The following is a 26,818-nucleotide window of genomic DNA, read 5'->3' as shown; positions in this document are numbered from 1 at the left end:
GCTGGACGGGCTGCGCGCCGCGTGCGACGAGGCCGTCCAGCGCCTGGGCGAGGCAGACGTACTGGTCGTCGTTGGCGGCGCCCCGGAGACCCGGACCTACGGGCCGGACGCGTACGCGACGCTCCAGCCGTACGGACTCTCCTGGACGGCCCCCGACCACCCCAAGGACGACGCGGAGGCCCTCCCGCTCTCCCTCAGCATCGGGCGCTGGCTCCTGCACAGGCAGGGCACCGGGGGCGACGCCCGCTACGAGGCGATCGCGTTCGACGCGCCGCCGGAGGAATGCCTGGAGCTCGGCCGGCGACTGGCCGAGTCGGCCGAAAGGGTCGCCCTCCTGGTGATGGGCGACGGCACGGCGTGCCGCTCGGAGAAGGCACCGGGGTACCTCGACGAGCGCGCGGCCCCCTACGACGGGGCCGTGGCGCGCGCGCTCGGACGCGCGGATGCCGCCGCCCTGGCCGACCTGGATCCGGATCTCTCCCGGGAACTCCAGGTGGCCGGGCGGGCGGCATGGCAGGTGCTCGCCGGCGCGGCCGGCGGGGGCGGCTTCAGCGCCGGCCTGCTCGCGGACGAGGCGCCGTACGGAGTCGGCTACTTCGTCGCGGCCTGGTCACGCCCGCCTTACGGCTGCTGACCGGGTCCCTCGTGACCGCCGCCACCCGGAGCGCCGCCCCCTGGAGCGCCACCGCCGGGCCCGCCGCCACCGGGAGTTCCACCACCGGGAGTTCCACCACCGGGTCCGCCGCCCTGGCCGCCTTCGCGGTCGATGTACTCACCGGCCCTGTCCTGGATCCGGTCGATCTTGTCGGCGTGCTTCCCGCCCGTGCGCTCGTCGATCATGTCCCCGCCCCGCTCGACACCGTGGCGTGCCTTGTCGGGGTGCTGCCCGAGCATCTGCTTCACCTTGTCGACGATGGACATCGAAAATCCCCCCGGATCCCTCGTCCTGTCGGTGGTGCCCGCTTGGCGCGCGACACCCGTACAGTCCGCCCATACCCATACTGTTGCCACAATTAAGCCCGTGACCTCACGAAATGCGTCCGATGCCGCGCACCCGGCGCCGCGTCCCACCGCCCCCGGCGTGCTCGCGGTCGTCGGCGCGACCGCCGCCGGAAAGTCCGACCTCGCCGTGGAACTGGCCCTGGCGCTGGACGGGGAGGCGGTGAACGCCGACTCGATGCAGCTCTACCGCGGCATGGACGTCGGGACCGCGAAGCTCACCCCCGCCGAGATGCGCGGGGTGCCCCACCACCTGCTGGACGTCTGGGACGTGACCCGGACCGCGAGCGTCGCCGAGTACCAGCGGCTCAGCGAAGCGGTGATCACCGACATCCGGGGCAGGGGCCGGGCGCCCGTCCTCGTCGGCGGTTCCGGCCTGTACGTGCGGGCCGCGCTCGATCACATGGACTTCCCGGGCACGGACCCGGACGTCCGGGCGCGGCTGGAGGGGGAACTGGCGCACGCCGGGCCCGCGGCGCTGCACGGGCGGCTGCGCGCGGTGGACCCGGCCGCGGCGGAGGCGATCCTGCCGAGCAACGGCCGCCGGATCGTCCGCGCCCTGGAGGTGATCGAGATAACGGGGCGCCCGTTCACCGCGACCCTGCCCGAGCACCGGTACCGCTACGGCTCGGTCGTGCAGATCGGCCTGAGCGTTCCCCGCGCGGAACTGGACGAGCGCATCGCCGTGCGGGTGGCGCGGATGTGGGACGCGGGGCTGGTCGACGAGGTCCGGGAGTTGGACCGAGCGGGCCTGCGCGACGGCCTGACGGCCGGACGCGCGCTCGGCTACGCGCAGGTGCTCCGGTTCCTGTCGGGGGAGTGGACCGAGGAGCAGGCGAAGGAGGAGACCATCCGGTCGACCCGCCGCTTCGCCCGCCGCCAGGAGTCGTGGTTCCGCCGGGACCCGCGCGTCCAGTGGCTCCCGTATGACGCCCCTGACCTGGTCGGCCGCGCGCTCGCGCTGATCGGCTGAGAGGTCCGGCGGACGCAATATGATCGGGAGATGCGGTTTGTCAAGGGGCACGGCACAGAGAACGACTTCGTGATCCTGCCCGATCCGGACGGAGCCCTGGACCTCACGCCGGAGGCCGTGGCGCGGCTGTGCGACCGGCGGGCCGGGATCGGCGCCGACGGCGTCCTGCGGGTCGTCCGCACCAAGGCCGCGGATATCGAGGGCGCGGGCATCGACCCGGACATCGACGCGGGCGCCGAGTGGTTCATGGACTACCGCAACGCCGACGGCGGCATCGCGGAGATGTGCGGCAACGGGATGCGGGTCTTCGCCCGCTACCTGGTCGACGCCGGCCTCGCCGCGCCCGGCGAGTGGGACGTGGCGACCCGCGCGGGCCTGCGGCGCGTGACGCTGGGCGCGTCCGGGGACGTCAGCGTCGAGATGGGCCCGGCCGACGTCCTCGGCCCCGGCGAGGCGACCCTGGCGGACGCGGTGTTCCAGGGCGAGCGCGTCTCCGTCGGCAACCCCCACCTGGCGTGCCGCGTGGACGGACCGCTCGCGGCGCTGGACCTCTCGCGGGCGCCCGGCTTCGATCCCGCCGTCTTCCCCGAGGGCGTGAACGTCGAGTTCTTCCGCACCGTCGGCGAGCGGCACCTGGAGATGCGGGTGTACGAGCGCGGCTCCGGCGAGACCCGTTCGTGCGGTACCGGCACGGTGGCCGTCGCCGCCGTCGCCGCCCGGGGCATGGACGAACCGGGCGAATGGACCGTGGACGTGCCCGGCGGCCGGGTCACCGTGGCGCTCGGCCGGGGGACCAGCCGGCTCACCGGTCCGGCGGTCCTGGTGGCCGAGGGCGAGACCCGGCCGGGGTGGATCTAGCGCGCACCCCCGGCGACCAGGAGCGGAGCGGCGTCCGTCCTCGTCCCGGCACGAACGGGACAGCTGTCCCTCACCACCGGGACCTTCCGCCGCATACTTTCATTCATGCACACCCTCTGGTGAATGGCCCGTACGGATCGGGATGGGAGCCCCGGTGCCGTACGGAGCCTGAGGGCCGGTGGCGACCTTCTTGGCGGGGGGCGGTCACCGGCCCTCCCACCGGGTGATGTCCGGGAGCGGGCCGGGGAACGCGGAACCGGGGAACCGGGGAACGCGGAAGACGTCGCAGATACGTCTTACCGGCGGACGCCGTTGACGGGCAGCTTGGCCCGGACCAGCGTCCCGCCCTTGGGACCGGGGCCGACGGTACAGGAACCGCCGAGTTCGGCCGCACGTTCGCGCATGGACGACATTCCGATGCCCGAGCGCACCCGCGTGGGCAGCCCGACACCGTCGTCGTCGACCGTGACGTGCAGATCGCCGTTCAGATGCAGGCGGACCACCGCGGAGCACGCGTTGGCGTGCCGGTGCACATTGGTGAGCGCCTCCTGCACGATCCGGTACGCGGCCACCTCGGCGGCGGCGGGCAGGCCGTTGAGGTCGCCCTCCACCTGGACGTCCACCTGCGGGCCGTCGCCCGTGGCGACGACCCCGCCGAGCGCCTGGATCGCGCCCTCCAGCCCGAGGTCGTCCAGCGCGGGCGGCCGCAGCCCGTACACGAGCTCCCGGATGTCGCCGATGGTGCTGCCCATCGTCGCGCGGAGCTCCTCCAGCAGCGCGTCCACCGCCTCGGGGTCGGTCTTCAGCGTGATCCGCGCGGCGTCGACCGTCATCGCGAGGCTGGCGAGCGTCGGCCCGAGGCCGTCGTGCAGGTCGCGCCGCAGCCGCCGCCGCTCCTCCTCGCGGGTGCGCAGGATGTGCTCGCGGGAGCGCTGGACGTCCGCGGCGAGCCGCACCGCGTTCGCCAGCTCGGCGAGGTTGCGGGCGAGGATGCCCGACAGCCGCGCGTCCGGCGACCGGGTGACGCCGAACAGCAGCCGGCCCACCGGCTCCCCGTGCCACACCAGCGGGATGAGCTGCGGCCGGTCGCCGAGCACGCCGTCCTCCGCGGAGATCGTGCGGCCGTCGCGGTCCAGCACCTCGATCGTGACGCCGGTGGTGTGCAGGGCGGAGCGGGCCACCTCGGCGGCCACCGCGAGCGCGGCCGGCGGGTCGGCGGCGGTCTGCAGCCGCCGGTTGAGGCGGTCCGCGATCCGGTACGGGTCGCGCTCGCCGTGGATGAACCCGTCCACCGTGCGCTGCAGGCGCCGCCGGACGGGCTCGAACACCGCGCCCGCGAGGATCGCCGCGGCCAGCCCCGAGATCGTCCCCTCGCCGTGGGCGAGCAGGCTCGCCCCGCCGACGAACGCGAAGTACAGGCCGGTGACGAGGGCGAGGAGGCCCGCGTACACCAGCGTGCGGCTGATCACGAGGTCGATGTCGTAGAGCCGGTAGCGGGTGATCGCGATGGCGACGCAGACGGGGACGGCCACGATCGTGATGTTGCGCACCGGGTCGCCGATCATCGTGTTCTCGCCCGCGTAGATCACCGCGATGGCGACCAGGCCGGGGTAGACGACCCAGGCGATCTGCCGCCGGACGTCCGGGGGCGACTTGACGAACCGCACCAGGATCGAGCACAGGGCCGCCGCCAGGGTGCCGAGGATGAGCACGGTGATGGCCAGCGGAATGTCACCGAACGGGTAGACCGAGACCCCGTTGTGCCACTTGCGCACGTCCGGGTCGATCGTCAGGTGGACGCAGACGACCAGGGGGATGAGGAACGCGAGGGCGAGCACCGGCCGGAACCAGCGCGACACCAGCCGGCCGTCCGGGAAGATCAGCGGGAGGACGAGCGTAAGGGCGTAGGTGTCAACGGCCCACAGCCAGGTGCCGAGCCAGGTGAGGAAGCCGGTTCCGGCCCAGCCGCGGAGCTCGAACCACGGGGCCAGATTGAGCGACAGGACGTACACGGCGGAGCTGAAGCCGGCCGCGAGCATGAGCCAGCCGACCTTCAGCCCCGGCCGGTGCCGCAGCAGGACGGCGGCCACCAGGGTCCACGCGGTCGCGACGAGGATCTCCGGATGCCACCAGACCATCCGCAGGTCGGCGGGGAGCAGGCCGCCGACGACGAGCGACGCGGCGACGAGGAGGACGGCGCCGAACGCGACGGCGACCGCGAAGCGTCCCGCGCCGCGGTTCCTTCTCACCGTCTCGTCCATGCCCACCCCAGACCAAAAGTAATGGAATGTTAAAGCGTCCGGCTCCCTGTCCTGCAGACATCGGGGCGTCCGCCTCAGGACACCGGGACCCCCCTCCGCCGACACTGTCTCCGTCGCGGCGCGGTGGCGCGTGCCGTGATGGTAACCGCGGATTCCGGCGGAGAGAACCGAAGGTGCAGGTCACAGTCGTCCGGTGGGAGGTACCGGGCGCCCCGTGCCGCGCCGCCCGCCGGGTCCGGCACCGCGGTGCGGGCGGCGGCTCTGAGCCCTTCACAGGGGCGGGTTCGGATCGCCGCCGGCGCCGGACGACCGAAACGGGTCGCGCATTCGGAGTGCCCGCGCCGACCGGCCGGGTCAGGCCGGTCGAGTCAACATACTCGCCGTGAGCCGCCGCGATCCCGCCCACACCTGATATCGAGCGCTAACTCCGGGCTTTTCCCAACGCCGTGTGTAATCAGGCAGTAGCATCCTGTGCTCGTGTTGGGCGTCCGGAGGGGGGAGATGGCGGCGTTCGTGCTGCGCCGGTTGGCGAACCACCTGGTCCTGGCCGTCCTCGGCGTGAGCCTCGCCTACCTGCTCGCCGCCGCCGCGCTCGATCCCCGCGCGGCGTACGAGGACCGTACGCCGCGTCCGCCCGAAGCGGTCGTCGACGCCCGCCTCACTGCCCTCAACCTCAACGACCGGACGCCCCTGGCCGACCGCTACCGCATTTGGGCCGGGGACGTTCTGCGCGGTGACTTCGGCCGCACGTGGGACGGCGAACCGGTCAATGCCGAGTTGGGGCGGCGGCTCGGCGTCAGCCTGCGGCTCGTGCTGCCGGGCGCAGTCCTGGGTTGCGCGGGCGGCCTGCTGCTCGGCGCGTGGGCGGCGGTGCGGCGCGGCCGCACGGCCGACCGGCTCGTGACGTTCGGGGCGTGCCTGCTTCCGGCCGTCCCCGTGTTCGTCCTGGCGGTCCTGCTGCAGATGCTCGCGAGCAGGGCGAACGACGCGCTGGGCGTGCGGGTCTTCGTGTGGGTCGGTGAGTCCACGCCCGGAGCGCCCGGCGGAGTGGCCGGTCTCGCCGACCGTGCGCGGCACCTGCTCCTGCCGACCGTCACGATCGCGCTCGCGCAGTTGGGCGTCTACTGCCGCTACCAGCGCGGCCTCATGCTGGACGTGCTGCACGCCGACTTCGTGCGCACCGCCCGCGCCCGGGGGCTGCGGCGCCGGAGCGCGCTGCTGCGGCACGGGCTGCGGACCGCGCTCGTCCCGATGACGACCTACCTCTCCTACGCGTCCGGCCTGCTGGTCCTCGGCGCCGTCTTCACCGAGGAGATCTTCGGCCGGCACGGGATGGGGGAGTGGCTGGCCGGCTCCGTCGCGCGCGGCGACGTCAACGCGGTCGCCGCGATCGGATGCGTCGCCGTGTGCGGGGTGCTGCTCGCCGGGCTGGTCGCGGACGTCCTGCACGGCGCTCTCGACCCGCGCGTCCGGGGGGCGGCGTGACCGGCGGGGACATGTGGGTGAGCCGCCGGGCCGCGGCGGGGCTGCTCCTGCTCGCCCTGCTGTTCTCGCTGGTGCTGCTGGGGCCGCTCGTGTCGCCGTCGGGGTGGGACGAGACGGATTTCGCCGCCTTCCACGAGGGGCCGTCCGCCCGGCATTGGCTGGGCACCACGCAGAGCGGGCGGGACGTCTTCGCCCTCACCCTGCGCGGCGCGCGGACGTCGCTGCTCGTCGGCCTCTTCGTCGCCGTGGCCTCGACCGGCCTGGCCGCCGTCATCGGCGCGGCCGCAGGCTACGCGGGCGGCCGGGTGGACCGCGTCCTGATGTGGGGCGCCGACCTGCTGCTCGTCCTGCCGTCGTTCCTCGTCGCCGCCGTGCTGGCGCCCCGCCTGCCGGGCGGCCTGCCGGTGCTCATGGCGGTGCTGGCCGCGCTCATGTGGATGGTCACGGCGCGGGCGGTGCGGGCGATGACGGTCTCGCTGCGGCGGCGCGAGCACGTGCTGGCCGCCCGGTTCCTCGGGGTGGGCGCGCCGCGGGTGGTCGCCCGGCACGTCCTGCCGCACCTGGCGTCGCTGCTGGCCGTGGACGCGAGCCTCAACGTCGGCGTCGCGATCGTCGCGGAGGGCGGGCTGTCCTACCTCGGGTTCGGGGTGCGGCCGCCGGACGTGTCGCTCGGCACGCTGATCGCCGAGGGCCAGGGGACCGCCGCCGCCCATCCGTGGCCGTTCGCGTTCGCCGCGGGCCTGCTCGTCCTCGCCGTACTCGCGGTGAACCTCCTGGGCGACGGGCTGCGGGACGCCTTCGACCCCGCCCGGGGCGGGCGTTGAGCGTTCTGCGGGTCACGGATCTGACGGTTCGGTACGCGCCCGGCGTGCGCGCCGTCCAGGGGGCCGGCCTCACGGTGGCGGCCGGGGAGGTCCTCGGCGTCGTCGGCGAGTCGGGTTCCGGCAAGACCGCGCTCGCACTCGCCGTGATGGGCCTCCTGCCGGACGACGCCCGCGTGACGGGCTCGGTGCGGCTGCGCGGGCGGGAGCTGCTGGGACGATCGGACGCCGAGCTGTCGCGGGTGCGCGGCAAGGACCTGGCCATGGTCTTCCAGGACCCGCTCTCGGCGCTCACCCCCGTCCACACGGTGGGCGACCAGATCGCCGAAACGGTGCGGATCCACGCCCGCGTCTCGCGTGCGGCGGCGCGGGCACGGGCCGTCGCCCTGCTCGATCTGGTCGGGATTCCGGGTGCGCAGCGGCGCGCCCGCGCGTACCCGCACGAGCTCTCCGGCGGCATGCGGCAGCGCGTGATGATCGCCATGGCGATCGCCAACGACCCGGCCGTCGTCATCGCGGACGAGCCGACGGCCGCGCTCGACGCGACCGTCCAGGCGCAGGTCCTGGACGTGCTGAGGGTCGCCAAGGAGGCCACCGGCGCCGCGATCGTGCTGATCACGCACGATCCGGGGGTCGTCGCCGGGTTCTCCGACCGGGTGATGGTGATGCACGCGGGACGCTCCGTCGAGTCAGGGCCGGTGGAGGAGCTTCTCCGGCGCCCCGGTACGCCGTACACGAACGAACTGCTGCGGGCGAGTTCTCCTGCCCGCGAGTCGCCGGTGCCCCCGTCCCGGCCCGAGCGTCCAGCCGTGCTGGATGTGGACGGTCTCGTCCGCCACCACGCCCTCTACAAGGGGCCCTTGCGGTTGCGCCAGGCCGGGTCCGTGCGCGCCGTGGACGGCATCGGGTTCCGGATCCGCGAGGGTGAGACCCTCGCGTTGGTGGGGGAGTCGGGTTCCGGCAAGACCACGACCCTGATGGAGATCCTCCGCCTCTCGCGCCCGCAGGGCGGACGCGTCGCCCTCTTCGGCCGGGACACCGCCACTCTGCGCGCCAGTGACCGCAAGGCACTGCGACGTGACGTCCAGGTGGTGTTCCAGGACCCGTTCTCGTCGTTGAACCCGCGCATGCGCGTGGCCGACATCCTCGCTGAGCCGCTGACCGCGCATGGGATGCCGACGTCGCGAGCCAGGGCGCGTGTTGAGGCGCTGGTAGAGCTGGTGGGCTTGGAGCCCGCTCACGCCCGGCGTTACCCGCACGCGCTGTCGGGTGGACAGAGGCAACGTGTGGGCATTGCCAGAGCGCTCGCCCTGGAGCCCCGGTTGCTCCTTCTGGACGAACCTGTCGCGGCCCTGGACGTTATTGCGCGGGCAGAGGTGTTGGGCCTGCTGGAGCGTCTGCGCGAGCGGTTGGGCATGGCGTGCTTGCTCGTCACCCACGACATCGGGGTCGTCCGTCGCCTGGCCGATCAAGTCGCCGTCATGTACGCGGGTCGCCTCGTTGAGATCGGGCCAGCGGACGGCGTCTGCGGCGACCCCGCCCATCCGTACACACGCGCGCTTCTGGACGCGGTGCCCTTGGCCGACCCGTGCCTTGAGCAGCGCCGCCCCCGCGTCTTTCTGCGGGGAGACCCGCCCGACCCTGCGTCCCCGCCCGCGGGGTGCCGCTTCCGTTCCCGTTGCCCGCGCTACGCCATGCTTACCGCTGCCGAGGGAGTCCTGTGCGAGGAAGACGATCCCGAGTCCCGTCCCGTCCGGCCAGGGGAGGGCGCCGGCCATTCGGTCGCCTGTCACCATCCCCTTGCCGAAGGCGAGAGCGCACCTTGACACGGATATCCGGCGCCGCGCTCCTAGGCGTCGGGTTGCTGACCGGGACCGGATGCAGCGGTTCCGCGCCGGAGTCCACGGCCCGCTCGTCGGAGCAACTGCCCGCCTTCGACGTCAACCCGGTCCCGCGTGACCGTGTGGCGGAGGGCGGGACCCTGCGCTGGCCGTTGCCGGAGTTCCCGTCCCAGTGGAACTTCAACCACGTCAACGGCACCACGGGAGCGGTCGAGCGCGTCGTCCAGGGCGTCCTGCCGCATCTGATGCGCGCCGACGAGAAGGCCGTGCCGCGGCCCGTCCCCGAGTACCTGCGGTCGGCCACGCTCCGGCGCACCGGACGCGGCCAGATCGTCACCTACCGGCTCAACCCGCGCGCCCGGTGGTCGGACGGCCGGCCCATCGGCCGCGCCGACTTCGTCGCACAGGCGCGGGCGCTGTCCGGGCGGGACGCGCGCTACGAGGTCTCCACGGTCACCGGCTACCGCCGCATCAAGAGCATCGAACGAGGCGCCGGCGAACACGAGGTCAAGGTGACCTTCGACGGGACGTACGCGGACTGGCGCGGCCTGTTCAGCCCGCTGTATCCGGCCGCCGCCTACTCCACGCCGCGCGAGTTCAACGGCGGCTGGCGGAACCGGATGCCCGTCACGGCGGGGCCGTTCCGGGTGCAGCAGATCGACCGGACCGGCAAGACCGTCACCCTGGTCCGCGACCCCGCCTGGTGGGGTCCGCGGGCGAGGCTCGACCGCATCGTGTACCGCGCGATGGACCCGGCCGCGACGCCCGGCGCGTTCGCCAACGGTGAGATCGACCTGATGGACATCGGCCTGGACGCGGGCGCGCTGCGGCGTGTCCAGAGCGTCCGCGGCGCCGCCGTGCGCAAGGCGGCCGGGCCGGACTGGCGGCACTTCACGCTGAACGCCGCGTCGCCCGTCCTGTCCGACGCGCGGGTGCGGCGGGCCGTCATGCTCGGCATCGACCGGCGCGCCATCGCCCGTTCCGACCTGTCCGGCCTCGGCGTTCCCGTGCGGACGCTCGGCAACCACTTCTACGTCGCCACCCAGGACGGCTACAGAGACAACTCGGGGGAGTTCGGCGTGTACGACCTGGGCCGCGCCAGGCGGCTCCTGGACGAGGCGGGCTGGCACCTCCGCGGCGAGTACCGCGCCAAGGACGGACGGACGCTCGCGCTGCGCTTCGTCGTCCCGTCGGGCGTCCCGATCAGCAAACGCGAAGGGGAACTGGCGCGGGCCATGCTGGAACGCATCGGCGTCCGGGTGGACATCGTGCCCGTACCCGCCGACGACGTGTTCGCCCGCTACGTGACGCCCGGGAGGTTCGACATCGTGCCCTTCTCCTGGCTGGGCACGTCGTACCCGGTGTCGACGATGAAGTCGGTCTTCGCGCGGCCCGACGGTGGGCGCGTCCAGCAGAACTTCTCCCGCGTCGGCAGCGAGGCCATCGACACGGCCTTGGACGGCGCCATCGCAGAGGTCGACCCGGTGAAGGTCCACGCCCTCGTGAACGCGGCCGACCGGCTCATCTGGCGGCAGGCGTCGGTCCTGCCGCTGTATCAGCGTCCCCAGCTCGTCGCCGCGCGCGCGGACCTGGCCAATCTCGGCGCCTGCGGTTTCTTCGAGCCCGACTACGAGGACATCGGGTTCACGGACGCGTCCTAGCCCGCGTCGTTGGGGAAGGCGAGTTCGATGCCCGTGAGGTCGCTGGTGTAGCGGGCGTTCCACACGAACAGCCTCAGGTCGTCCGCGGAGATGCCCTTGTCGACCGGGAGTTCGGAGGCGATCCGCACCAGGTACGTGGCACCCGCCGGGATCATCATCGTGCCGTTCTCGTCAACGGGCGGCTCGGCCCCGTCGATCCTGGCGGTGACCTCGCTCCGGTTGGGGAGCGTGCACATGTCGTCGGGGATGCCCGCCTGCGGCATGCACCGCTCCTGGGCCGACGACGGGACCCGCGCCTTCGGCATGAACAGGTCGGCGGGGTAGTCCAGCAGCACGGGACGCCGCTGGTTGTTGGTGAGGACGTAGTCGGCGTAGGCGTACGTCGTCCCAGACGGCGGGGCCTTGGTGGCGCCGAGGGGCGCCGGGTCCGTCCCGGCCTCGACCGCGGCGAGGCTGTAGCCGTAGCCCTCGGGGGTGGTGAAGTTGAGCGGCGGGCCGGCGTCCGGGGACGGCACGGACGGGCCCGCTTCGACGCTGCCCTGGCCGGCCAGCGTCGGCCGGGCCTCCCCGCCGGGGTCGCCGCCCGGCCGGACGATCACGATCGTGGCCGCCACCGCGGTGATCCCGAGCGCCCCGGTGAGGGCCCCGGCCAGCCCGAGCCTCCCGGCCCGGGTCTTCTTCGTCCGGCGGTGCGTGCGGTAGGGGTGGTAGTCGTTGGCCATGGTTCTGCGTGCTCCCTAGGGCCCACTCCAGGCTCGGTCGCGCATCCCGTTCAAGCAGTCGGACACGATACCCGACGCCTGAATCGGCGGCGGTCCAGGTCACGGGGTTACGAACGGCGTGCGACGACGGTGTCGCGGCCGAGACCCCTGAGGGAGGCGTCCAGCACCTGCGCGGTATGCGCGATCGCGATGCCGGCGCCGCGCCGGCGCAGCGCGGTGGCGATCTGCATGGAGCAGCCGGGGTTGGCTGCGACCAGTAGTTCGGCTCCCGTGGCGTCCACGTTCACCGCCTTGCGGTCGCCGAGTTCACCGGCGGCCGCAGGCTGGAAAAGGTTATAGGTTCCCGCCGAACCGCAGCAGATGTCGGGTTCGGCGATCTCCCGGACGGTCAGCTCCGGAATCCCCGCCAGCAGCGCACGTGGCTGGCTGCGCACGCCCTGCGCATGGGCGAGGTGGCACGCGTCGTGGTAGGCGACCGTGACCGGAAGTGGACTCCGCTTCGCGCGGGGGCCGAGATCGACGAGGAACTCGGCGAAGTCCCGGGTCTTGGCCGCGACCGCCTCCGCGCGCCGCGCCCAGGCGGGGTCGTCCGCGAGGAGCGTCCGGTAGTCCTTCATCGCCGACCCGCAGCCTGCGGAGTTGACCACGATGACGTCGACGGACTCGAACGTCTCGACCGTCCGGCGGGCGAAGGCGCGGGCCTCGTCCTCGCGGCCCGAGTGCAGGGACAGCGCCCCGCAGCACCCCTGGTCCTTGGGGATGACCACGTCGCAGCCTTCGAGGGCCAGCACGCGCGCGGTGGCGGCGTTGACGCCGGGGAAGAACTCGCCCTGCACGCACCCGGTCAGCATTCCGACCGTCGCGCGGCGCTCGCCGCGGGCGGCGACCAGTTCCGGCAGCCGCCGGGCCTTGCCGAGCGGCGGCGTGAGCCGTTCCATCGCCGCCACGGACGGCGAGATGCGCTCCAGGACGCCGCTGCGCCGGACGAGCCGCTCCAGCCCCGACTTCTGGTACGCGCGCAGGGGGCCGCGCAGCGCACGGAGCCGGCGCCTGTACGGGAACAGCTGGAAGACCATCTCCCGAATGGCCTTCTCCTTGAGCGGACGTTCGTGCTCGCGTTCTACGTCGGCCCGGGTCATCTCTATGAGTCGGTCGTACTGCACGCCAGAGGGGCAGGACGTCACGCAGGCCATGCAGCCGAGGCAGGCGTCGAAATGCTCCACCATCGGGCCGCTGAGCGGTTCGCCGTCCACGTGCTGCTGCATGAGGTGGATGCGGCCCCTGGGCGAGTCCATTTCCTCGCCCCACAGGACGTAGGTGGGGCACGTCGGCAGGCAGAAACCGCAGTGCACGCAGTCATCGAGCAGTTTCGGCAGGTCGTCGTGGGCGCTCATCACATGCCTCCAACGAAACGGCCGGGGGACAGCCGATGATCCGGGTCGAACTGGTCCTTCACACGCCGCATCAACGCGAGTGCCGGAACCGGGCCCCACACGTCGATCTCGTCGCGCACCTCTTGGGGGGCGTAGCGGACGACGGCGTTGCCGCGGTACCTGCTCAGGCATTCCCTGAGGCGGTCCAGGGTGGCGGCCACCTCGTCCGCGGGCATCCCGGCGGGGAGCCCCACATGACCGTGGCCGCTCCCGCTCCAGGTGGCAGCGGCCTCGGGGCCGAGCAGGGAGAGAAGGTCGCGGAGGGCGGGCGGCGGTGCGCTGATGCCGATGAGGGTGGTGCCGTCCGGGTACTGCCCCCAGCCCTCCGGTGCCGTTTCGGAGATCTCGGTACGCTCGCCGAGGAGCTCCTTGGTCTGGTGGGCGCGCGTGTCGACACCGTCTGGGACGCCCTCCAGCAGGACGGCGACCGTCCCAGGATTGATGTACTCCACCGCGCTGGGCGCCACGGGGGAGTGCAGGACGCTCTGCACGGCGTCATGCGCCTCTTCGGGGCCGCTCACGGCGCACGTGACGTACGCGTTGGCCGGTGCCAGGGGGTGCAGCCGGAACGTGGCCTCGACGATCAGGCCGAGGGTTCCGTACGAGCCGGAGAACAGCCGCCCGAGGTCGTACCCGGCGACGTTCTTGACGACCTTGCCGCCCGAACGCGCGACCTGGCCGTCCGCCCGGACGATCGTGAGCCCGATGACCAGGTTGCGGGGCGTCCCGTACAGCGTGCGGAGCGCACCGGCCGCGCCCGTGGCGATCGTCCCGCCGACCGTGGACCCGGGCAGGGGGTTGTCGAGGGCGAGGCGCTGCCCGCGTTCCGCGAGCCGCTCGGCGAGCCGCTCCAGCGGCAGCCCGGCCTCCGTCTTCGCGACCAGGTCTCCCTCGGCGTGCTCGATGAGCGCGTCGAGCCGGTGGGTGTCGACGAGCAGATCGCACCGCTCGGGAGGCGTCCCCCAGTCCAGCCGGGTCTCGGCGCCGCGCGGGACGACGGCCAGCCCCTGCTCGGCGGCCACCCGCATGACGTCGGCGGCCTCGGCCACGTTCTTCGGCGCGGCGACGACGGACGGCTCGACACCGAGCACGCCGTCCGCCGGCTCACCGGGGCGGACGTCGCCGCACACCTTCGCCAGGGCGTCGAGGGGCCGCATCAGAAGAGGTCCGCCTTTCCCTCGAACGGATGGGGACCCTTGCGGACGCCGGGCACCTCACCGCACAGGCGCGGAGTGGGGAACACCTTGCCCGGGTTGCACAGGTTCCCGGGGTCGAAGCCGCAGCGGACCATCTGCATCGTGTCCAGATCCGTGTCGGTGAACATGCGCGTCATGTAGCGGGACTTGTCCACGCCCACGCCGTGCTCTCCCGTGATGGACCCGCCGTGCTCGATGCACAGGTCGAGGATCGCGCCCGACACCTCCTCCGCGCGCGCCTCCGCGCCCTCCTCCGCGTCGTCGAACAGCACCAGCGGATGCAGGTTGCCGTCGCCCGCGTGGAACACGTTCGCGACCCGCACGCCCGACTCCGCCGACAGCGCGTCGATCCGCGCCAGCACCTGCGGCAGCGCCGTCCGGGGGATGACGCCGTCCTGCACGATGTAGGCGGGGCTGATGCGCCCGACCGCGGCGAACGCGGACTTGCGCCCCTTCCAGATCAGCGCCCGCTCCTCGTCGTCCGCGGCGACGCGTATCTCGAAGGCTCCCGCGTCCTCGCACAGCCGCCGGGCCTCCGCGAACTGGGCCGCGACCTCCGTCTCGGGGCCGTCCAGCTCCACGATCAGCACCGATCCGGCGCCCGGCGGGTACTCGCAGCGCACCGCGGCCTCCGCCGCCTCGATCGACAGCGCGTCCATCATCTCGATCGCCGCGGGCACCACGCCCGCCCCGATGATCGCCGACACGGCGGTGCCGCCCGCCTCGATCGAGTCGAACGCCGCCAGCAGCGTCTGCACCGTCTCGGGGACCCGCGTCAGCCGCACCGTGATCTTGGTGGTGATGCCGATCGTGCCCTCCGCCCCGACGAACACGCCCAGCAGGTCGTAGCCCGGCGCGTCCGCCGACAGCTCGGCCAGCTCGCCGTCCGGCGTGACCACCTCGCAGGCCAGCACGTGGTGCGCGGTGAACCCGTACTTCAGGCAGTGCGCGCCGCCGGAGTTCTCCGCGACGTTCCCGCCCACCGAGCAGATCTGCTGGCTGGACGGGTCGGGCGCGAAGTAGTACCCGTACGGCCGGACGGCCCGCGTGACGTCGAGGTTGATCACGCCGGGCTCCACCACGGCCCGCTGCCCCGGGATGTCGATCTCCAGGATCCGCCGCATGCGGGACGTGACGATCAGCACCCCGTCCGCCCGCGGCAGCGCCCCGCCGGACAGCCCCGTCCCCGACCCCCGCGCGACGTACGGGACACCGGCCGCCACGCACTCCCGCACGACCGCGGCGACCTGCTCGGCGTCGTTCGGCAGCACCACGATCGCGGGCGTGGCCCGATGGTTCATCAGCCCGTCGCACTCGTACGTGCGAAGCCGCACCGGATCGGTGATGACGCCCTCGCTCCCGAGCAGCGCCGCCAGCCGAGCCTCCAGCACTGCGAGCCGCGGTTCCATTACTCCACTCTCCTCCGCCCCCGAGCGCCCCGCAATGTCGCCCACCCCGGACCACCCGCCGCAGAACGTTCATGATCACCCCACGGGTCGTGCGACCGGAGGCCGCACGACCCGCAACGGGGGTTCCAGGGGGTCGCCCCCCTGGGAGTCACGGGAACTGCTGGTAGGCGGGGATCGTCAGGAACTCGGCGTATTCGTCGGCGAGGGTGACCTCCTTGAAGAGGGCCACGGCCTGGTTGTAGCGGGGCTCGTTGTAGGCGTCGCCGAGCTCGTCGCGGATCTTGCCGAGCTCCTCGTCGAGGAGCTGCTCGACCCACTCCTTGGTGATCTTCCGGCCCTCGGCGGTGGAGACGCCGTTGTAGATCCACTGCCACACCTGCGAGCGGGAGATCTCGGCGGTCGCGGCGTCCTCCATGAGGTTGTGGATGGCGACGGCGCCGGCGCCGTCCAGCCACGTGGCGAGGTAGCGCAGCGCGACGTCGATGTTGTTGCGCAGGCCGGCCTCGGTGATCTCGCCCGGGGTCGCCTTGATGTTGAGGAGGTCGGCGGCGGACACGTCGACGTCCTCGCGGAGCCGGTCGAGCTGGTTCGGCTTGTCGCCGAGGACGCCGTCGAAGACCTCGCGGCAGATCGGGACGAGGTCGGGGTGGGCGACCCAGGAGCCGTCGAAGCCGTCGCCGGACTCGCGGGTCTTGTCGGCCCGGACCTTCTCCAGGGCGATCTTGTTGACCTCCTCGTCGCGGCGGGACGGGATGAAGGCCGCCATCCCGCCGATCGCGTGCGCGCCGCGCTTGTGGCACGACCGGACGAGCAGCTCGGTGTAGGCCCGCATGAACGGGGCGGTCATCGTGATGGCGTTGCGCTCCGGGAGGATGAAGTCGGCGCCGCGGTCCCGGAACTTCTTGATGACCGAGAAGAGGTAGTCCCAGCGGCCGGCGTTCAGCCCGGCGGAGTGGTCGCGCAGCTCGTAGAGGATCTCCTCCATCTCGAACGCGGCCGGGATCGTCTCGATGAGGACGGTCGCGCGGATGGTGCCGCGCGGGACGCCGAGGTGGTCCTGGGCGAGGTTGAACGCGTCGTTCCAGAGCCGCGCCTCGAGGTGGCTCTCCATCTTCGGCAGGTAGTAGTAGGGGCCCTTGCCCTTGTCGAGCTGGCGGCGGGCGCAGTGGAAGAAGTACAGCCCGAAGTCGACCAGGGAGCCGGACATGGGCTCGCCGTCGACGAGGAGGTGCTTCTCCTCCAGGTGCCAGCCGCGGGGCCGGACGACGATCGTCGCGAGCTCGCCGTCGTCCTTCAGCGCATAGGACTTGCCGCTCTTGGGGTCGGTGAAGTCGATGGTGCGGTCGAGGGCGTCCCTGAGGTTGAGCTGCCCCTCGATCATGTTGTTCCACAGCGGCGTGTTGGCGTCCTCGAAGTCGGCCAGCCACACCTTCGCGCCCGAGTTGAGGGCGTTGATGGTCATCTTCCGGTCGGTCGGGCCGGTGATCTCGACGCGGCGGTCCTCCAGGCCGGGCGCGGGGGCGGCGACGCGCCAGGAGTCGTCCTCCCGGACGCCCGCGGTCTCCGGCAGGAAGTCGAGCGTCCCGCCCTCGGAGAGCGCGCGCTGGCGGTCGGCCCGCGCGCCGAGGAGCTCCTTGCGCCGCGCGCCGAGCGCGCGCTGCAGGGCGGCGAGCAGGCCGAGCGCCTCGGGGGTCAGGATCTCCTCGTACCGCTCGCCGAGGGGTCCGGTGACCTCGATGCCTTCCAGTCCAGCCATCTGCCTGCCCTTTCGTATAGCGAAATTCCAGTTCTGTTATGTGGAGACGGTACTCGGCGGCGCCGAGCCCGGTCAAAGCGGGTTCGCCCGTCCGTACACCTTTCCCGCAGACCTCCCCGCGCGCGCTTGCGTCAACCCCGGGCGATAAGCACGTGACCACCGGGGACCGCCCGTGAGACGATCGCCGGGAAGATACGGCCGCATCGCGGCGTTCCACAGAGGACATATGACTCAACCTTTTTCTGCAGACCAGGACCACGCCACGGACGAGTTCGAGACCCGGGATCCGGCCGAGTTCGACCCCATGACGGGCGAGCTCGACCTCGAGGACCGGAAGGCACTGCGCCGCGTAGCAGGTCTCTCCACCGAGCTCACCGACATCACCGAGGTCGAGTACCGCGCCCTGCGGCTGGAGCGGGTCGTCCTCGTGGGCGTCTGGACGGACGGCACGGCCGAGATGGCCGAGAACTCCCTCCGCGAGCTGGCGCTCCTCGCCGAGACCGCCGGCTCCGAGGTGCTCGAAGGGCTCGTCCAGCGCCGTTCCCGCCCCGACCCGGCCACCTACATCGGCTCCGGCAAGGCCGCGGAGCTGCGCGACATCGTCATCGCCACCGGCGCCGACACCGTCATCTGCGACGGCGAGCTGACCCCGAGCCAGCTGCGGCACCTGGAGGAGACCGTCCAGGTCAAGGTGATCGACCGGACCGCGCTGATCCTCGACATCTTCGCCCAGCACGCCAAGAGCCGCGAGGGCAAGGCGCAGGTCGAGCTCGCGCAGCTCGACTACCTGCTGCCGCGGCTGCGCGGCTGGGGCGGCAACCTGTCCCGGCAGGTCGGCGGGCGCGCCGCCGGCGGCATCGGGATCGGCGGCCGCGGCCCCGGGGAGACCAAGATCGAGCTGGACCGGCGGCGGATCCGCACCCGGATGGCCAAGCTGCGCCGGCAGCTCGCGGGCATGTCCAAGTCGCGCGACACCAAGCGCGGCGAGCGCCGCCGCAACGCGGTGCCCGCCGTCGCCATCGCCGGCTACACCAACGCGGGCAAGTCGTCGCTGCTGAACCGGCTCACCGGCGCCGGGGTGCTGGTGGAGAACGCGCTGTTCGCCACCCTGGACCCGACCGTCCGGCGCGCCGAGACGCCCGGCGGCCGCGCCTACACCCTCGCCGACACCGTCGGCTTCGTCCGGCACCTGCCGCACCAGCTCGTCGAGGCGTTCCGCTCGACGCTGGAGGAGGTCACCGACGCCGGGCTGATCCTGCACGTCGTGGACGGCTCCGACGCCGACCCCGAGGCGCAGCTCGAGGCGGTCCGCGAGGTGCTGCGCGACATCGGCGCCGACGGGATCCCCGAGATCGTCGTCATCAACAAGGCCGACGCCGCCGACGACCTCACGATCGCCAGGCTCCAGCGCCGGGAGCCGCACAGCGTCGTCGTGTCGGCCCGCACCGGGTTCGGCATCGAGGCGCTCCGCGCGGCCATCGAGGCGGACCTGCCGGGGCTGGAGAGCGAGGTCCGCGCCTTGGTGCCCTACGACCGCGGCGACCTCGTCGGGCAGGTGCACGAGCGCGGTGAGGTCCTCAAGCAGGAGCACCTGGCCGACGGCACCATGCTGCACGCCAGGGTCCCGGCCGACCTCGCCGGGGAACTGGCCAGGTTCGAGGCCGTCGCCCCGAACGTCTGACGACCCCGTCCGGTCCGCCGAGGACCGGACGGGGTTTCGGGCTGTTCGGGACGTGTTTCGGGTGCGTCTGGAAGCCGCCGCCGGTCCCCGAACGGTGACAGCTTCCCCAATCGGCTTGACGGTTCGGTTGAAATCCGTACGGTCGTAGAGCTAGGGGCGGGGTGATGGCTGTCGATGCGCTGCGATCAGAGGTTGTCGGACGGGCCTTCAGTGCACTACCGTGACGAAACCGATATCTCCGGTCTTGTTGCCATTGGTGGTCGCCCGACCACCCGATTCACCGACGGTGGATCGCCGGCATCCGGTCGGCGGTTCGGATCGAGAGCAGGTGGCCCATTCCATGGCAGGTCCGAACTCGCGAGCGAGAGCAGGTGCCACGCAGCGACGCGCCACGGCGTCCGGTACCGCGCTGAGACGCGCTCCACGGCCCCGGCCGGGTCGGTGACGCCATGACCGTACGGCTGTTGACGAACATCGGCAGGCTCTGGACGGGCACCGACGTCTGCAGCAACGCGGCGGTGCTCATCCACGACGACCGGATCGTCTGGGCCGGACCCGCCTCCGACCTCCCGCAGCGCGTCCCGGGCATCATCGACGACATCGTCGACGTCGACCACGTCGAGAACCTGGGCGGCGGCCTCGTCACGCCGGGGCTCATCGACGCGCACTCCCACCCCGTCTACGCGGGGAACCGGTGGGCGGAACTCGCGATGCGCACCAGCGGGTCGTCGCACTCCGCAATCACCGCCGCGGGCGGCGGCGTCAACTCCACCGTGACCGTCACCCGGGGCACCGACCCCTGGACGCTGTGCAACGGCGTCCGCGAACGGCTCCGCCAGTGGATCCTCGCCGGGACGACCACCGTCGAGGCCAAGACCGGGTACCACCTCACCCGCGACGGCGAACTCGCCGACATCCGGATGCTGCGGTCGCTGGAGGGCGAGCCGTCCATGCCGCGCATCCACGCCACGTTCCTGGCCGCGCACATCCTGCCGCCGGAGTTCTTCGGCCGCCGCCGCGACTACATCGAGGCCGTCCGGCTGTGGGCCGGGGACGCCGCCGTCGCCGGCGCCGACTCGATCGACGTCTACTGCGACGAGGGGCACTTCACCGCCGAAGAGGCCCGCGCCCTGCTGCTCACCGGCAAGCGCGCCGGCCTGAAGGCCCGCATGCACGCCTGCGCCAACGAGCGGATCGGCGCCGCGCAGGTCGCCGCCGAGGTCGGCTGCGCGTCCGCCGACCTGCTCACCCAGGCCAACGACGACGACATCAAGGCCCTCGCCCACGCCGGCGTCACCGCCACCGTCTGCCCCGGCAGCGCCCTCAACAGCAGCCGCGCCCCGGCACCCGTCCGGCAGATGCTCGACCGCGGCGTCACCGTCGCCCTCGGCACCGACCACAACCCGGGCCAGTGCGGCATCACGTCCATGCCGCTCGTCATCGGGCTGTCGGTCGCCATGTTCGGCCTCAGCGTCACCGAGGCCCTGCGCGCCGCCACCCTCGGCGGCGCCGCCGCACTGCGCGTCGGCGACCGCGGGTCCCTGGCGCCCGGCATGCTCGCCGACATCGTGTTGTGGGACGCCGACCACGAGGGCGCCTTCGCCTGGGCCTTCGGGCTGCGCGCACTGCGGATCTGGCGCGGCGGAGTGCCCGTCCAGCCGTGACGTGCCGGTAATGTCCTCCCCATGGGCAGCGCGGTCGCGGTCGTCACCGATTCCACGGCCTACCTTCCGCCGGGCCTCGCCGAACGGCACGGGCTGACCGTCGTCCCGCTCCAGATCGCCGTGGGCGGCACCACGCGGGACGAGGACGACATCACCACCGCCGAGGCCGCCCAGGCGCTGCGGGAATGGCAGCCCGTCACCACGTCCCGCCCGGCCCCCGAGCGGTTCGCGGACGTCTACCGCGCCATCGCCGGCTCCGGCGCCCGCGAGATCGTCTCCGTGCACCTCTCCGCCGCCATGTCCGGGACGGTGGAGGCGGCCCGCCTCGCGGCCGGCGACGCGCCCGTACCGGTCACGGTCGTCGACAGCGGCACCATCGGGATGGGCCTCGGATTCGCCGCACTCTCCGCCGCGGCCACCGCCCTCTCGGCCGGGACCGCGGAACAGGTCGCCGAGGCCGCCGCCCGCCGGGCCGCCCTCACCCGCTCCCTCATCTACGTCGACACGCTCGAACACCTCCGCCGCGGCGGCCGCATCGGCGCCGCGGCCAACCTGCTCGGCTCCGCGCTCATGGTGAAGCCCCTCCTCGACATCAGGGACGGGCGCCTCGCCCCGCTGGAGAAGGTCCGCACCTCCGCACGCGCCCTCGCCCGCCTGGAGGAGCTCGCCGTCACCGAGGCCGGGGACCGCCGCGTCGACCTGGGCGTCCAGCACCTCGCCGCCGCCTCCCGCGCCGAATCGCTCGCCGCACGCCTCCGCGAACGCGTCCCGGACATCGCGGACGTCTACGTCGGCGAGGTCGGCCCCGTCATAGGCGCCCACGTCGGCCCCGGAATGCTGGGCGTGGTCGTGGCGCCCCAGTAGCCCTGGGTTATCCACAATCGCCGATGAGCTGACGATCACCGCTGGACGCGGCTTAGCGTCAAGCGCCATGAAGCCCGACACCCATGACCGCCTGCAGTCCCTCATGGGCCGCCTTCGCCCGCCCGAGACGCCCCCGTCCGCCCGCTTACGCGCCACCCCCGAACGTTCGAACGTCCGCGTCCTCGTCCTGATCGGCGTCGTCGCCGCCCTGGTGGCGGCCGGCTACCTGTGGCTCGCGCGCCCGCAGCCGTCCCCGCCGCCCGCCGCGAAGGCGACCCTCACCGACGCGGGGCCCACCGCGCCCGCGAAACCGGTCACGGCCGCCTCCTCGGTGGTCGTGCACGTCCTCGGCAAGGTGAAGAAGCCCGGCGTGATCACCCTCCCGTCCGGCTCCCGCGTAGCGGAGGCGATCAAAGCGGCCGGGGGAGTGCGCAAGGGCGCCGGCACAGGCCCGCTGAACCTCGCCCGCCCCTTGGTGGACGGCGAACAAATCCCAGTAGGCATCCCCCACCCCACACCACCGCCCAGCGCCCCCGGCCCCACGCCCTCCAACGCCGCCGACGCCCCCCTGAGCCTCAACACGGCCACCCTCGACCAACTCGACGACCTCCCCGGAGTGGGCCCCGTCCTCGCCCAGCGCATCCTCGACTACCGCACCGAGCACGGCGGCTTCCGCTCCGTCGAGCAACTCCAGGACGTCAGCGGCATAGGCGCCCGTCGCTACGCCGACCTGAAATCCCTGGTCCGCGTATGACCGACCTGCGCCTACTGGCCCCCGCCCTGGCCACCTGGCTGACCGCCGCCACAACCATCGCCCTCCCCCCACCCCTCACCTACACGATCGCCGCCACCACAACCCTCACAGCCCTCTACCTACTAACCCCCCGCCACCCGAAAACGACCCACCAGAAGTCCAGAGGCACAACGAGAAGGCCTGAGACGGGAGCGCGGCGGAGGCTGGTCGGGGTGGTGCTCGTGTGCGCGGCCGCGTCCGCGGCCGGAGTGGGGTTACGGGCCACGGCCGTCGGTACCGGACCGGTGCGCGATCTCGCCCGCGACGGACGGTTCGCGACGGCCGAAGCGGTCGTCACCGGCGATCCTCGGGCGAAGCCGGGAAACGGCCGGAAGATGATCATCCTCCGGGCGCGCGCGGAGGTGGTGCCGCGTGCCGAGGTCCGCGTGCCCGTGCTGCTGATCGCGGACGACGCCCGCTGGCTCCGCATGGTGCCCAGCCAGCGGGTGCGGCTCCACGGCAGGTTCGTGCCGCCCGAGGGCGCCGACCTGCTCGCCGCGGTCGTGATCGTCCGCGGCCCGCCCACCGTTCTCGGGCCGCCGTCGCGGATGCAGCGCGCGGCCGAGCACGTGCGGGCGCGGCTGCGGGCCGCGGTGGCACGTCTCCCGCCCGACCAGCGCGGGGTCCTGCCCGGCATGGTCGTCGGCGACACGTCCGGTCTCGACCTCGCGCTGGCCGAGGACTTCCGCACCGCCGGGCTCACCCACCTGATGGTCGTGTCCGGCGCGAACCTCGCGATCGTGATCGGAGCCGTCCTCGGCCTGTGCCGCCTCCTCGGCCTCGGCCGCCGGCGCGCCCCGCCCGTCGCGGTCGTCGCGGTGCTCGCGTTCGTCCTGGTCGCGCGTCCGGAACCGAGCGTCCTGCGGGCGACCGTCATGGGCCTCATCGGCCTCCTGGCCCTGGTCACCGGGCGGCAGCGCCAGGGGATCCCCGCCCTCGCCGCCGCCGTGCTGCTCCTCGTGCTGGTCGACCCCGCCCTGGCGCGCTCCTACGGGTTCACGCTGTCGGTCCTGGCGACCGCCGGCCTGCTCGTGCTGGCGCCACGCTGGCGGGAACGGCTGGCCCGCCGGCTGCCCGGCCCCCTGGCCGACGCCCTCGCCGTCGCGGCCGCCGCCCAGGTCGCGGTGTCCCCGGTTCTCGTGATGCTTTCGGGCGAGATAGGCGTCGTCGCGGTGTTCGCCAACCTGCTGGCCGCTCCAGCCGTCGCCCCCGCGACCCTGCTGGGCGCACTCGCCGCCATCACCGCCCTCATTTCCGTCCCCCTGGCACAGGGCATCGTGTGGCCCGCGGGCCTGGCGGTCGGCTGGATCATCCGGGTGGCCCGCACCGCCGCCGCGCTGCCCTACGCCACGATCCCGTGGACGGGCGGCGGCCTGGGCGCCATGACGCTGCTCCTCGCGGCCGGGCTCGCCCTCCTGATCCTGCGCAGCCGCCGCCTGCGCCTGCTCGCCGCCGCCGCGATGATCGGGATCATGGCGGCGGTCATCGCCATGCGCGTGACGTCCCCGGGCTGGCCGCCGCCCGGCTGGCAGATGGTCGCCTGCGACGTGGGCCAAGGCGATGCGTTGGTCCTGTACACCGCACCCGCCCAGGCCGTCGTCGTCGACACCGGCCCAGACCCCGCACTGGTAGACCGATGCCTCCGCCGCCTCGATGTGAAGGACGTCCCGCTCATCGTTCTGACCCACCCCCACGCCGACCACATCAACGGCACGTCCGGCGTCAGGAACGGCCGCCGAGTCCACGCGATCCTGACGACGTCCCGTACTTCAGGCCGGGAGGCGCGCCTCGCCCCCGACCTCCACACCCACCGCGCCGAGGCAGGCCAGCAATGGCGCATCGGCGACCTGACCCTCTCGGTACTCGCCCCCCGAACCGGCCCGGCCCTCACACCCGGGGACGACGGCACCACGATCAACAATGCCAGCGTGGTCGTCGTGGCCCGCAGCCCCGGCTTCAGCGCCCTCCTGGCCGGCGACATCGAAGAGGAGGCCCAACGCGCCCTGACAGCGACCGTCCCGCACGTCCAGGTCCTCAAGGTCCCCCACCACGGCGCGCGCGGACAGGCCCCGGGTTTCCTGGCCGCCGCCCGCTCCTCCATATCCCTGATCTCCGTAGGCGAGGACAACGACTACGGCCACCCGTCCCCGGCGACCCTCAAACTCCTCCAACGCCTCGGCACCCAGATCCACCGCACCGACCAGGAAGGAGACATAGCCATAACCCGCACCAAAACCGGCATCGCAGTGGTCCCCAGCCACTGACCCACACCTCCCGCAGCCCGCCGGTCCCGCGTCGGCGTCTTGGCGCGGGTGGGGGGCTGGGCGTGGCATGCTGCTGGGGTGTCGGTCGAGCCCAACATCCTGATCGTCGGAGACGAAGAGCTGCTCGTGGAGCGGGCCATCGGTGATGTCGTCGCCTCTGTCAGGGCGGGCGACCCGGAGGCCGAGGTGATCGACCTCGGCCCAGGGGGCCTGGAGCCCGGGCGGATCGCGGAGCTGACGTCGCCCTCGCTGTTCGGTGCCGGGAAGGTGCTCGTGCTGCGGGCGGCGCAGGACCTCGGGAAGGACCTGACGGCCGAGGTGCTCGCCTACGCCAAGCAGCCCGCGGACGACGTGGTGCTCGTCGCCGTCCACCACGGCGGGGCCAAGGGCAAGGCGCTGGTCGACGGCCTGACGAAGCTCAAGGCGCGCAAGATCGCGTGCCCGAAGATCACCAAGATGGGGGAGCGGGTCGACTTCGTCCGGGCCGAGGTCCGCCGGGCGGGCGGGAAGATCTCGGCGGACGGGGCGCGCGGACTGATCGAGGCCGTCGGCAACGACCTGCGGGAACTAGCGGCCGCCGGCAACCAGCTCGTCGCGGACACCGGGGGCAAGATCGACGACGCCGCGGTGGCGCGGTACTACCGGGGCCGCGCCGAGGTGAGCGGGTTCACGGTGGCGGACAAGGCGATCGAGGGGCAGCTCGCCGAGGCCCTGGAGCAGCTCCGCTGGGCGCTCGCGACGGGCGTGGCGCCGGTCCTGATCGTCAGCGCGCTCGCCCAGGGCGTGCGGGGCCTGGCGAAGGTCGGTGGCGCACCGCGCGGTGCACGTGGCGCCGCCCTGGCGAAGGACCTCGGCATGCCGCCGTGGAAGATCGACCGCGTCCAGAAGCAGTTGCGCGCCTGGTCGGCGGACGGCGTCGCCCAAGCCCTCACGGCCGTCGCCAAGGCCGACGAACAGGTCAAGGGCGGTTCGGCCGACCCCGCCTACGCCCTAGAGAAAACCGTCGCCGAAATAGTCGCCGCCCGCGGCTGATAACCACCGGCTCCCGCCGCCCGCAGTACTGCCCGTTCGTGTCGCGGTCATCGACCATGCGGTGCGGTGGTGTGCAGGTGGGCGGGATGGTTTTGGGGCGGGGTCAGGGGGTTTCGGCTTTGGTTTTTAGGCCGGCGGCTTCCATGGTTACGTAGCGGCGGGTCAGGCGGCCCGTTAGTAGTGCGAACAAAGGGGCCAGGGGGCCCTTTTGGTCGAGGGTCAGGTGGACGGTGACCGTGCCGTTGGGGGTGGTCACGAGTTCGTGGGCGGCGGTGGTGGTCACGCCGGGGGAGCGGGATTCCCAGGTGAAGGTCTTGTTCTCCTCGAAAGCGGTGACCGTCCATATGGCGGCGGGGAGTTTGGGCTGGTGGACGCGGGCTCGGGCGGAAAGGGCGATGGGTTCGTCGAGGAGTTCCACGCGGTTTATGGAGGCGGTCATGTCCGGCCAGCGTTCTACGTCGATCAGGAGCTTCCAGACGGTTTCGGGAGTGGCGTTGATGTCGACGGTGGTTTCAAAGCGCATTGTCATTCCCCAGTGCGGTGCGGATCTCGGACAGGAGGCCGGTGACCAAGGGGTCGTCGGCGCGGGACGGGAGGTGCAGGGCGTGGTAGGGGACGGCGGGCAGGTCGATGATCTCGCGCGTGACGAGGCCCGGGGGAGGCGTCACGCAGCCGTTCACTATGGCGAGGCCGATGCCCAGGGAGACGAAGTGCAGGGTGAGGGGCCAGCCCTCGGCCTCGACGGCGAGTGACCATGGGACGCCGGCGGAGCGGAGGGCGCGTTCGAGGGCGATGCGGTGCGGGCCGGTGGGCGGCGGGGCGACCAGGGAGGCGCCCGCTAGGTCGGTGAGGGCGAGGTCCGGCCGCTCGGCGAGGGGGTGGTCGTCCGGCATGACGAGGACCTGCGGGTAGGTGGCCAGGGGGACGGCCTCGATGTCCGTGGGCATGACGTCCAGGACCGAGACGCCGAGGTCGGCGCGGCCGGTGCGGACGGCGGCGAGGGTGCGGGCGCGGTCGCCGTTGATCAGGCGGATGCCGGGGCGGACGACGTCGCCCAGAAGGTAGAGGTAGGCGCCTTCGCCGGCGGCGAGGGCCGGGACGCGGG

At 72.8% G+C, this 26,818-nt stretch carries 22 protein-coding genes; 13 read left to right on the top strand and 9 right to left on the bottom strand.

The window, feature by feature from the left end:
* Positions 1–634, top strand: a 634-nt coding sequence (locus IEZ03_RS08245) for a class III extradiol ring-cleavage dioxygenase family protein (RefSeq protein WP_189241172.1), incomplete at its 5' end; no start/stop codon positions are given.
* On the opposite strand, the gene IEZ03_RS38520 is transcribed toward IEZ03_RS08245, so the two are convergent.
* Positions 622–921, bottom strand: coding sequence for an antitoxin (locus IEZ03_RS38520; RefSeq protein ID WP_184886753.1), 300 nt, complete (start codon positions 919–921; stop codon positions 622–624). The two genes, IEZ03_RS08245 and IEZ03_RS38520, sit on opposite strands and share 13 nt — an antisense overlap.
* Before the next feature lie 160 nt (positions 922–1,081).
* Here IEZ03_RS38520 and miaA point away from each other — a divergent pair, with 160 nt between their 5' ends.
* Together miaA and dapF are read left to right on the top strand one after the other, a co-directional pair.
* Positions 1,082–1,972, top strand: a complete 891-nt coding sequence (gene miaA, locus IEZ03_RS08235; RefSeq protein WP_229808172.1) for a tRNA (adenosine(37)-N6)-dimethylallyltransferase MiaA — start codon at positions 1,082–1,084, stop codon at positions 1,970–1,972.
* Positions 1,973–2,002: 30 nt separating this feature from the next.
* Entirely contained in the window at positions 2,003–2,830 is an 828-nt protein-coding gene (dapF, locus tag IEZ03_RS08230; RefSeq protein WP_184886749.1) for a diaminopimelate epimerase, read from the top strand.
* Between the two features lie 296 nt (positions 2,831–3,126).
* On the opposite strand, the gene IEZ03_RS08225 is transcribed toward dapF, so the two are convergent.
* Complete coding sequence (locus tag IEZ03_RS08225) at positions 3,127–5,091, bottom strand: sensor histidine kinase (protein WP_184886747.1); 1,965 nt, start codon at positions 5,089–5,091, stop codon at positions 3,127–3,129.
* Positions 5,092–5,568: 477 nt separating this feature from the next.
* Here IEZ03_RS08225 and IEZ03_RS08220 point away from each other — a divergent pair, with 477 nt between their 5' ends.
* Genes IEZ03_RS08220 through IEZ03_RS08205 form a run of 4 tightly spaced genes read left to right on the top strand, consistent with a single transcriptional unit; the run spans position 5,569 to position 10,899 of the window.
* Positions 5,569–6,576 (top strand): ABC transporter permease, encoded by a 1,008-nt coding sequence (locus tag IEZ03_RS08220; protein WP_229808133.1) that lies wholly within the window; start codon positions 5,569–5,571, stop codon positions 6,574–6,576.
* A complete protein-coding gene (locus IEZ03_RS08215) occupies positions 6,573–7,400 on the top strand; it encodes an ABC transporter permease (RefSeq protein ID WP_229808132.1) in 828 nt (275 codons plus the stop codon). Before IEZ03_RS08220 ends, IEZ03_RS08215 begins: the two co-directional genes overlap by 4 nt.
* Complete coding sequence (locus IEZ03_RS08210) at positions 7,397–9,223, top strand: dipeptide ABC transporter ATP-binding protein (RefSeq protein WP_221480829.1); 1,827 nt, start codon at positions 7,397–7,399, stop codon at positions 9,221–9,223. The genes IEZ03_RS08215 and IEZ03_RS08210 overlap by 4 nt, the downstream gene beginning before the upstream one ends.
* Positions 9,220–10,899, top strand: a complete 1,680-nt coding sequence (locus IEZ03_RS08205) for an ABC transporter family substrate-binding protein (RefSeq protein WP_184886745.1) — start codon at positions 9,220–9,222, stop codon at positions 10,897–10,899. Before IEZ03_RS08210 ends, IEZ03_RS08205 begins: the two co-directional genes overlap by 4 nt.
* Here the strand turns inward: IEZ03_RS08205 and IEZ03_RS08200 are convergent.
* From IEZ03_RS08200 to aceB, 5 genes are all read right to left on the bottom strand, one after another.
* On the bottom strand, positions 10,896–11,621 hold the full coding sequence (locus IEZ03_RS08200) for a hypothetical protein (RefSeq protein WP_184886743.1): 726 nt from the start codon (positions 11,619–11,621) through the stop codon (positions 10,896–10,898). The genes IEZ03_RS08205 and IEZ03_RS08200 overlap by 4 nt on opposite strands.
* Before the next feature lie 107 nt (positions 11,622–11,728).
* Complete coding sequence (locus IEZ03_RS08195; RefSeq protein ID WP_184886742.1) at positions 11,729–13,015, bottom strand: (Fe-S)-binding protein; 1,287 nt, start codon at positions 13,013–13,015, stop codon at positions 11,729–11,731.
* Positions 13,015–14,211 carry an FAD-binding oxidoreductase gene (locus IEZ03_RS08190; protein ID WP_184886740.1) on the bottom strand — a complete coding sequence of 399 codons (1,197 nt, stop codon included), beginning with the start codon at positions 14,209–14,211 and terminating at the stop codon, positions 13,015–13,017. The genes IEZ03_RS08195 and IEZ03_RS08190 overlap by 1 nt, the downstream gene beginning before the upstream one ends.
* Positions 14,211–15,659 (bottom strand): FAD-linked oxidase C-terminal domain-containing protein, encoded by a 1,449-nt coding sequence (locus IEZ03_RS08185; protein WP_184886738.1) that lies wholly within the window; start codon positions 15,657–15,659, stop codon positions 14,211–14,213. Before IEZ03_RS08185 ends, IEZ03_RS08190 begins: the two co-directional genes overlap by 1 nt.
* A gap of 148 nt (positions 15,660–15,807) precedes the next feature.
* Positions 15,808–17,415: a malate synthase A gene (gene aceB, locus IEZ03_RS08180; RefSeq protein ID WP_184886736.1), complete on the bottom strand. Its 1,608-nt coding sequence runs from the start codon at positions 17,413–17,415 to the stop codon at positions 15,808–15,810.
* A gap of 226 nt (positions 17,416–17,641) precedes the next feature.
* Here aceB and hflX point away from each other — a divergent pair, with 226 nt between their 5' ends.
* The 6 genes from hflX to holA all read left to right on the top strand — a co-directional run bounded on the left by hflX (position 17,642) and on the right by holA (position 25,713).
* Positions 17,642–19,096: a GTPase HflX gene (hflX, locus tag IEZ03_RS08175; RefSeq protein WP_184886734.1), complete on the top strand. Its 1,455-nt coding sequence runs from the start codon at positions 17,642–17,644 to the stop codon at positions 19,094–19,096.
* Positions 19,097–19,545: 449 nt separating this feature from the next.
* Positions 19,546–20,760 (top strand): imidazolonepropionase, encoded by a 1,215-nt coding sequence (gene hutI / locus IEZ03_RS08170; RefSeq protein ID WP_131974101.1) that lies wholly within the window; start codon positions 19,546–19,548, stop codon positions 20,758–20,760.
* A gap of 21 nt (positions 20,761–20,781) precedes the next feature.
* Entirely contained in the window at positions 20,782–21,624 is an 843-nt protein-coding gene (locus tag IEZ03_RS08165) for a DegV family protein (protein ID WP_184886732.1), read from the top strand.
* A gap of 67 nt (positions 21,625–21,691) precedes the next feature.
* The gene (locus tag IEZ03_RS08160; protein WP_229808131.1) at positions 21,692–22,378 is read left to right on the top strand and encodes a ComEA family DNA-binding protein; all 687 of its coding nucleotides are present in this window, start codon (positions 21,692–21,694) and stop codon (positions 22,376–22,378) included.
* Positions 22,375–24,681, top strand: a complete 2,307-nt coding sequence (locus IEZ03_RS08155) for a ComEC/Rec2 family competence protein (protein ID WP_184886730.1) — start codon at positions 22,375–22,377, stop codon at positions 24,679–24,681. Before IEZ03_RS08160 ends, IEZ03_RS08155 begins: the two co-directional genes overlap by 4 nt.
* Positions 24,682–24,759: 78 nt before the next feature.
* Complete coding sequence (holA, locus tag IEZ03_RS08150; RefSeq protein ID WP_184886728.1) at positions 24,760–25,713, top strand: DNA polymerase III subunit delta; 954 nt, start codon at positions 24,760–24,762, stop codon at positions 25,711–25,713.
* Between the two features lie 103 nt (positions 25,714–25,816).
* Here holA and IEZ03_RS08145 read toward each other — a convergent pair whose 3' ends face one another.
* Positions 25,817–26,236, bottom strand: a complete 420-nt coding sequence (locus IEZ03_RS08145) for an SRPBCC family protein (protein ID WP_184886726.1) — start codon at positions 26,234–26,236, stop codon at positions 25,817–25,819.
* Positions 26,226–26,818 (bottom strand): LysR family transcriptional regulator substrate-binding protein (locus IEZ03_RS08140; RefSeq protein ID WP_189241171.1); only part of this gene is annotated, 593 nt, incomplete at its 5' end. The genes IEZ03_RS08145 and IEZ03_RS08140, both read right to left, overlap by 11 nt.

It is taken from the genome of Actinomadura livida, from assembly GCF_014648675.1.
Taxonomy (GTDB): domain Bacteria; phylum Actinomycetota; class Actinomycetes; order Streptosporangiales; family Streptosporangiaceae; genus Spirillospora; species Spirillospora livida.
Note: the sequence above shows the minus strand (reverse complement) of the source record. Positions and strands in the feature narration are given on the sequence as shown.

What these genes read in the sequence shown, in the direction of transcription:
- IEZ03_RS38520 (WP_184886753.1), bottom strand. Translation starts at nt 921, where the DNA reads ATGTCCATCGTCGACAAGGTGAAGCAGATGCTCGGGCAGCACCCCGAC.
- dapF (WP_184886749.1), top strand. Translation starts at nt 2,003, where the DNA reads ATGCGGTTTGTCAAGGGGCACGGCACAGAGAACGACTTCGTGATCCTG.
- IEZ03_RS08155 (WP_184886730.1), top strand. Translation starts at nt 22,375, where the DNA reads ATGACCGACCTGCGCCTACTGGCCCCCGCCCTGGCCACCTGGCTGACC.
- IEZ03_RS08195 (WP_184886742.1), bottom strand. Translation starts at nt 13,015, where the DNA reads ATGAGCGCCCACGACGACCTGCCGAAACTGCTCGATGACTGCGTGCAC.
- IEZ03_RS08160 (WP_229808131.1), top strand. Translation starts at nt 21,692, where the DNA reads ATGAAGCCCGACACCCATGACCGCCTGCAGTCCCTCATGGGCCGCCTT.
- IEZ03_RS08145 (WP_184886726.1), bottom strand. Translation starts at nt 26,236, where the DNA reads ATGCGCTTTGAAACCACCGTCGACATCAACGCCACTCCCGAAACCGTC.
- IEZ03_RS08225 (WP_184886747.1), bottom strand. Translation starts at nt 5,091, where the DNA reads ATGGACGAGACGGTGAGAAGGAACCGCGGCGCGGGACGCTTCGCGGTC.
- aceB (WP_184886736.1), bottom strand. Translation starts at nt 17,415, where the DNA reads ATGGCTGGACTGGAAGGCATCGAGGTCACCGGACCCCTCGGCGAGCGG.
- IEZ03_RS08200 (WP_184886743.1), bottom strand. Translation starts at nt 11,621, where the DNA reads ATGGCCAACGACTACCACCCCTACCGCACGCACCGCCGGACGAAGAAG.
- hutI (WP_131974101.1), top strand. Translation starts at nt 19,546, where the DNA reads ATGACCGTACGGCTGTTGACGAACATCGGCAGGCTCTGGACGGGCACC.
- IEZ03_RS08165 (WP_184886732.1), top strand. Translation starts at nt 20,782, where the DNA reads ATGGGCAGCGCGGTCGCGGTCGTCACCGATTCCACGGCCTACCTTCCG.
- IEZ03_RS08190 (WP_184886740.1), bottom strand. Translation starts at nt 14,211, where the DNA reads ATGCGGCCCCTCGACGCCCTGGCGAAGGTGTGCGGCGACGTCCGCCCC.
- hflX (WP_184886734.1), top strand. Translation starts at nt 17,642, where the DNA reads ATGACTCAACCTTTTTCTGCAGACCAGGACCACGCCACGGACGAGTTC.
- IEZ03_RS08185 (WP_184886738.1), bottom strand. Translation starts at nt 15,659, where the DNA reads ATGGAACCGCGGCTCGCAGTGCTGGAGGCTCGGCTGGCGGCGCTGCTC.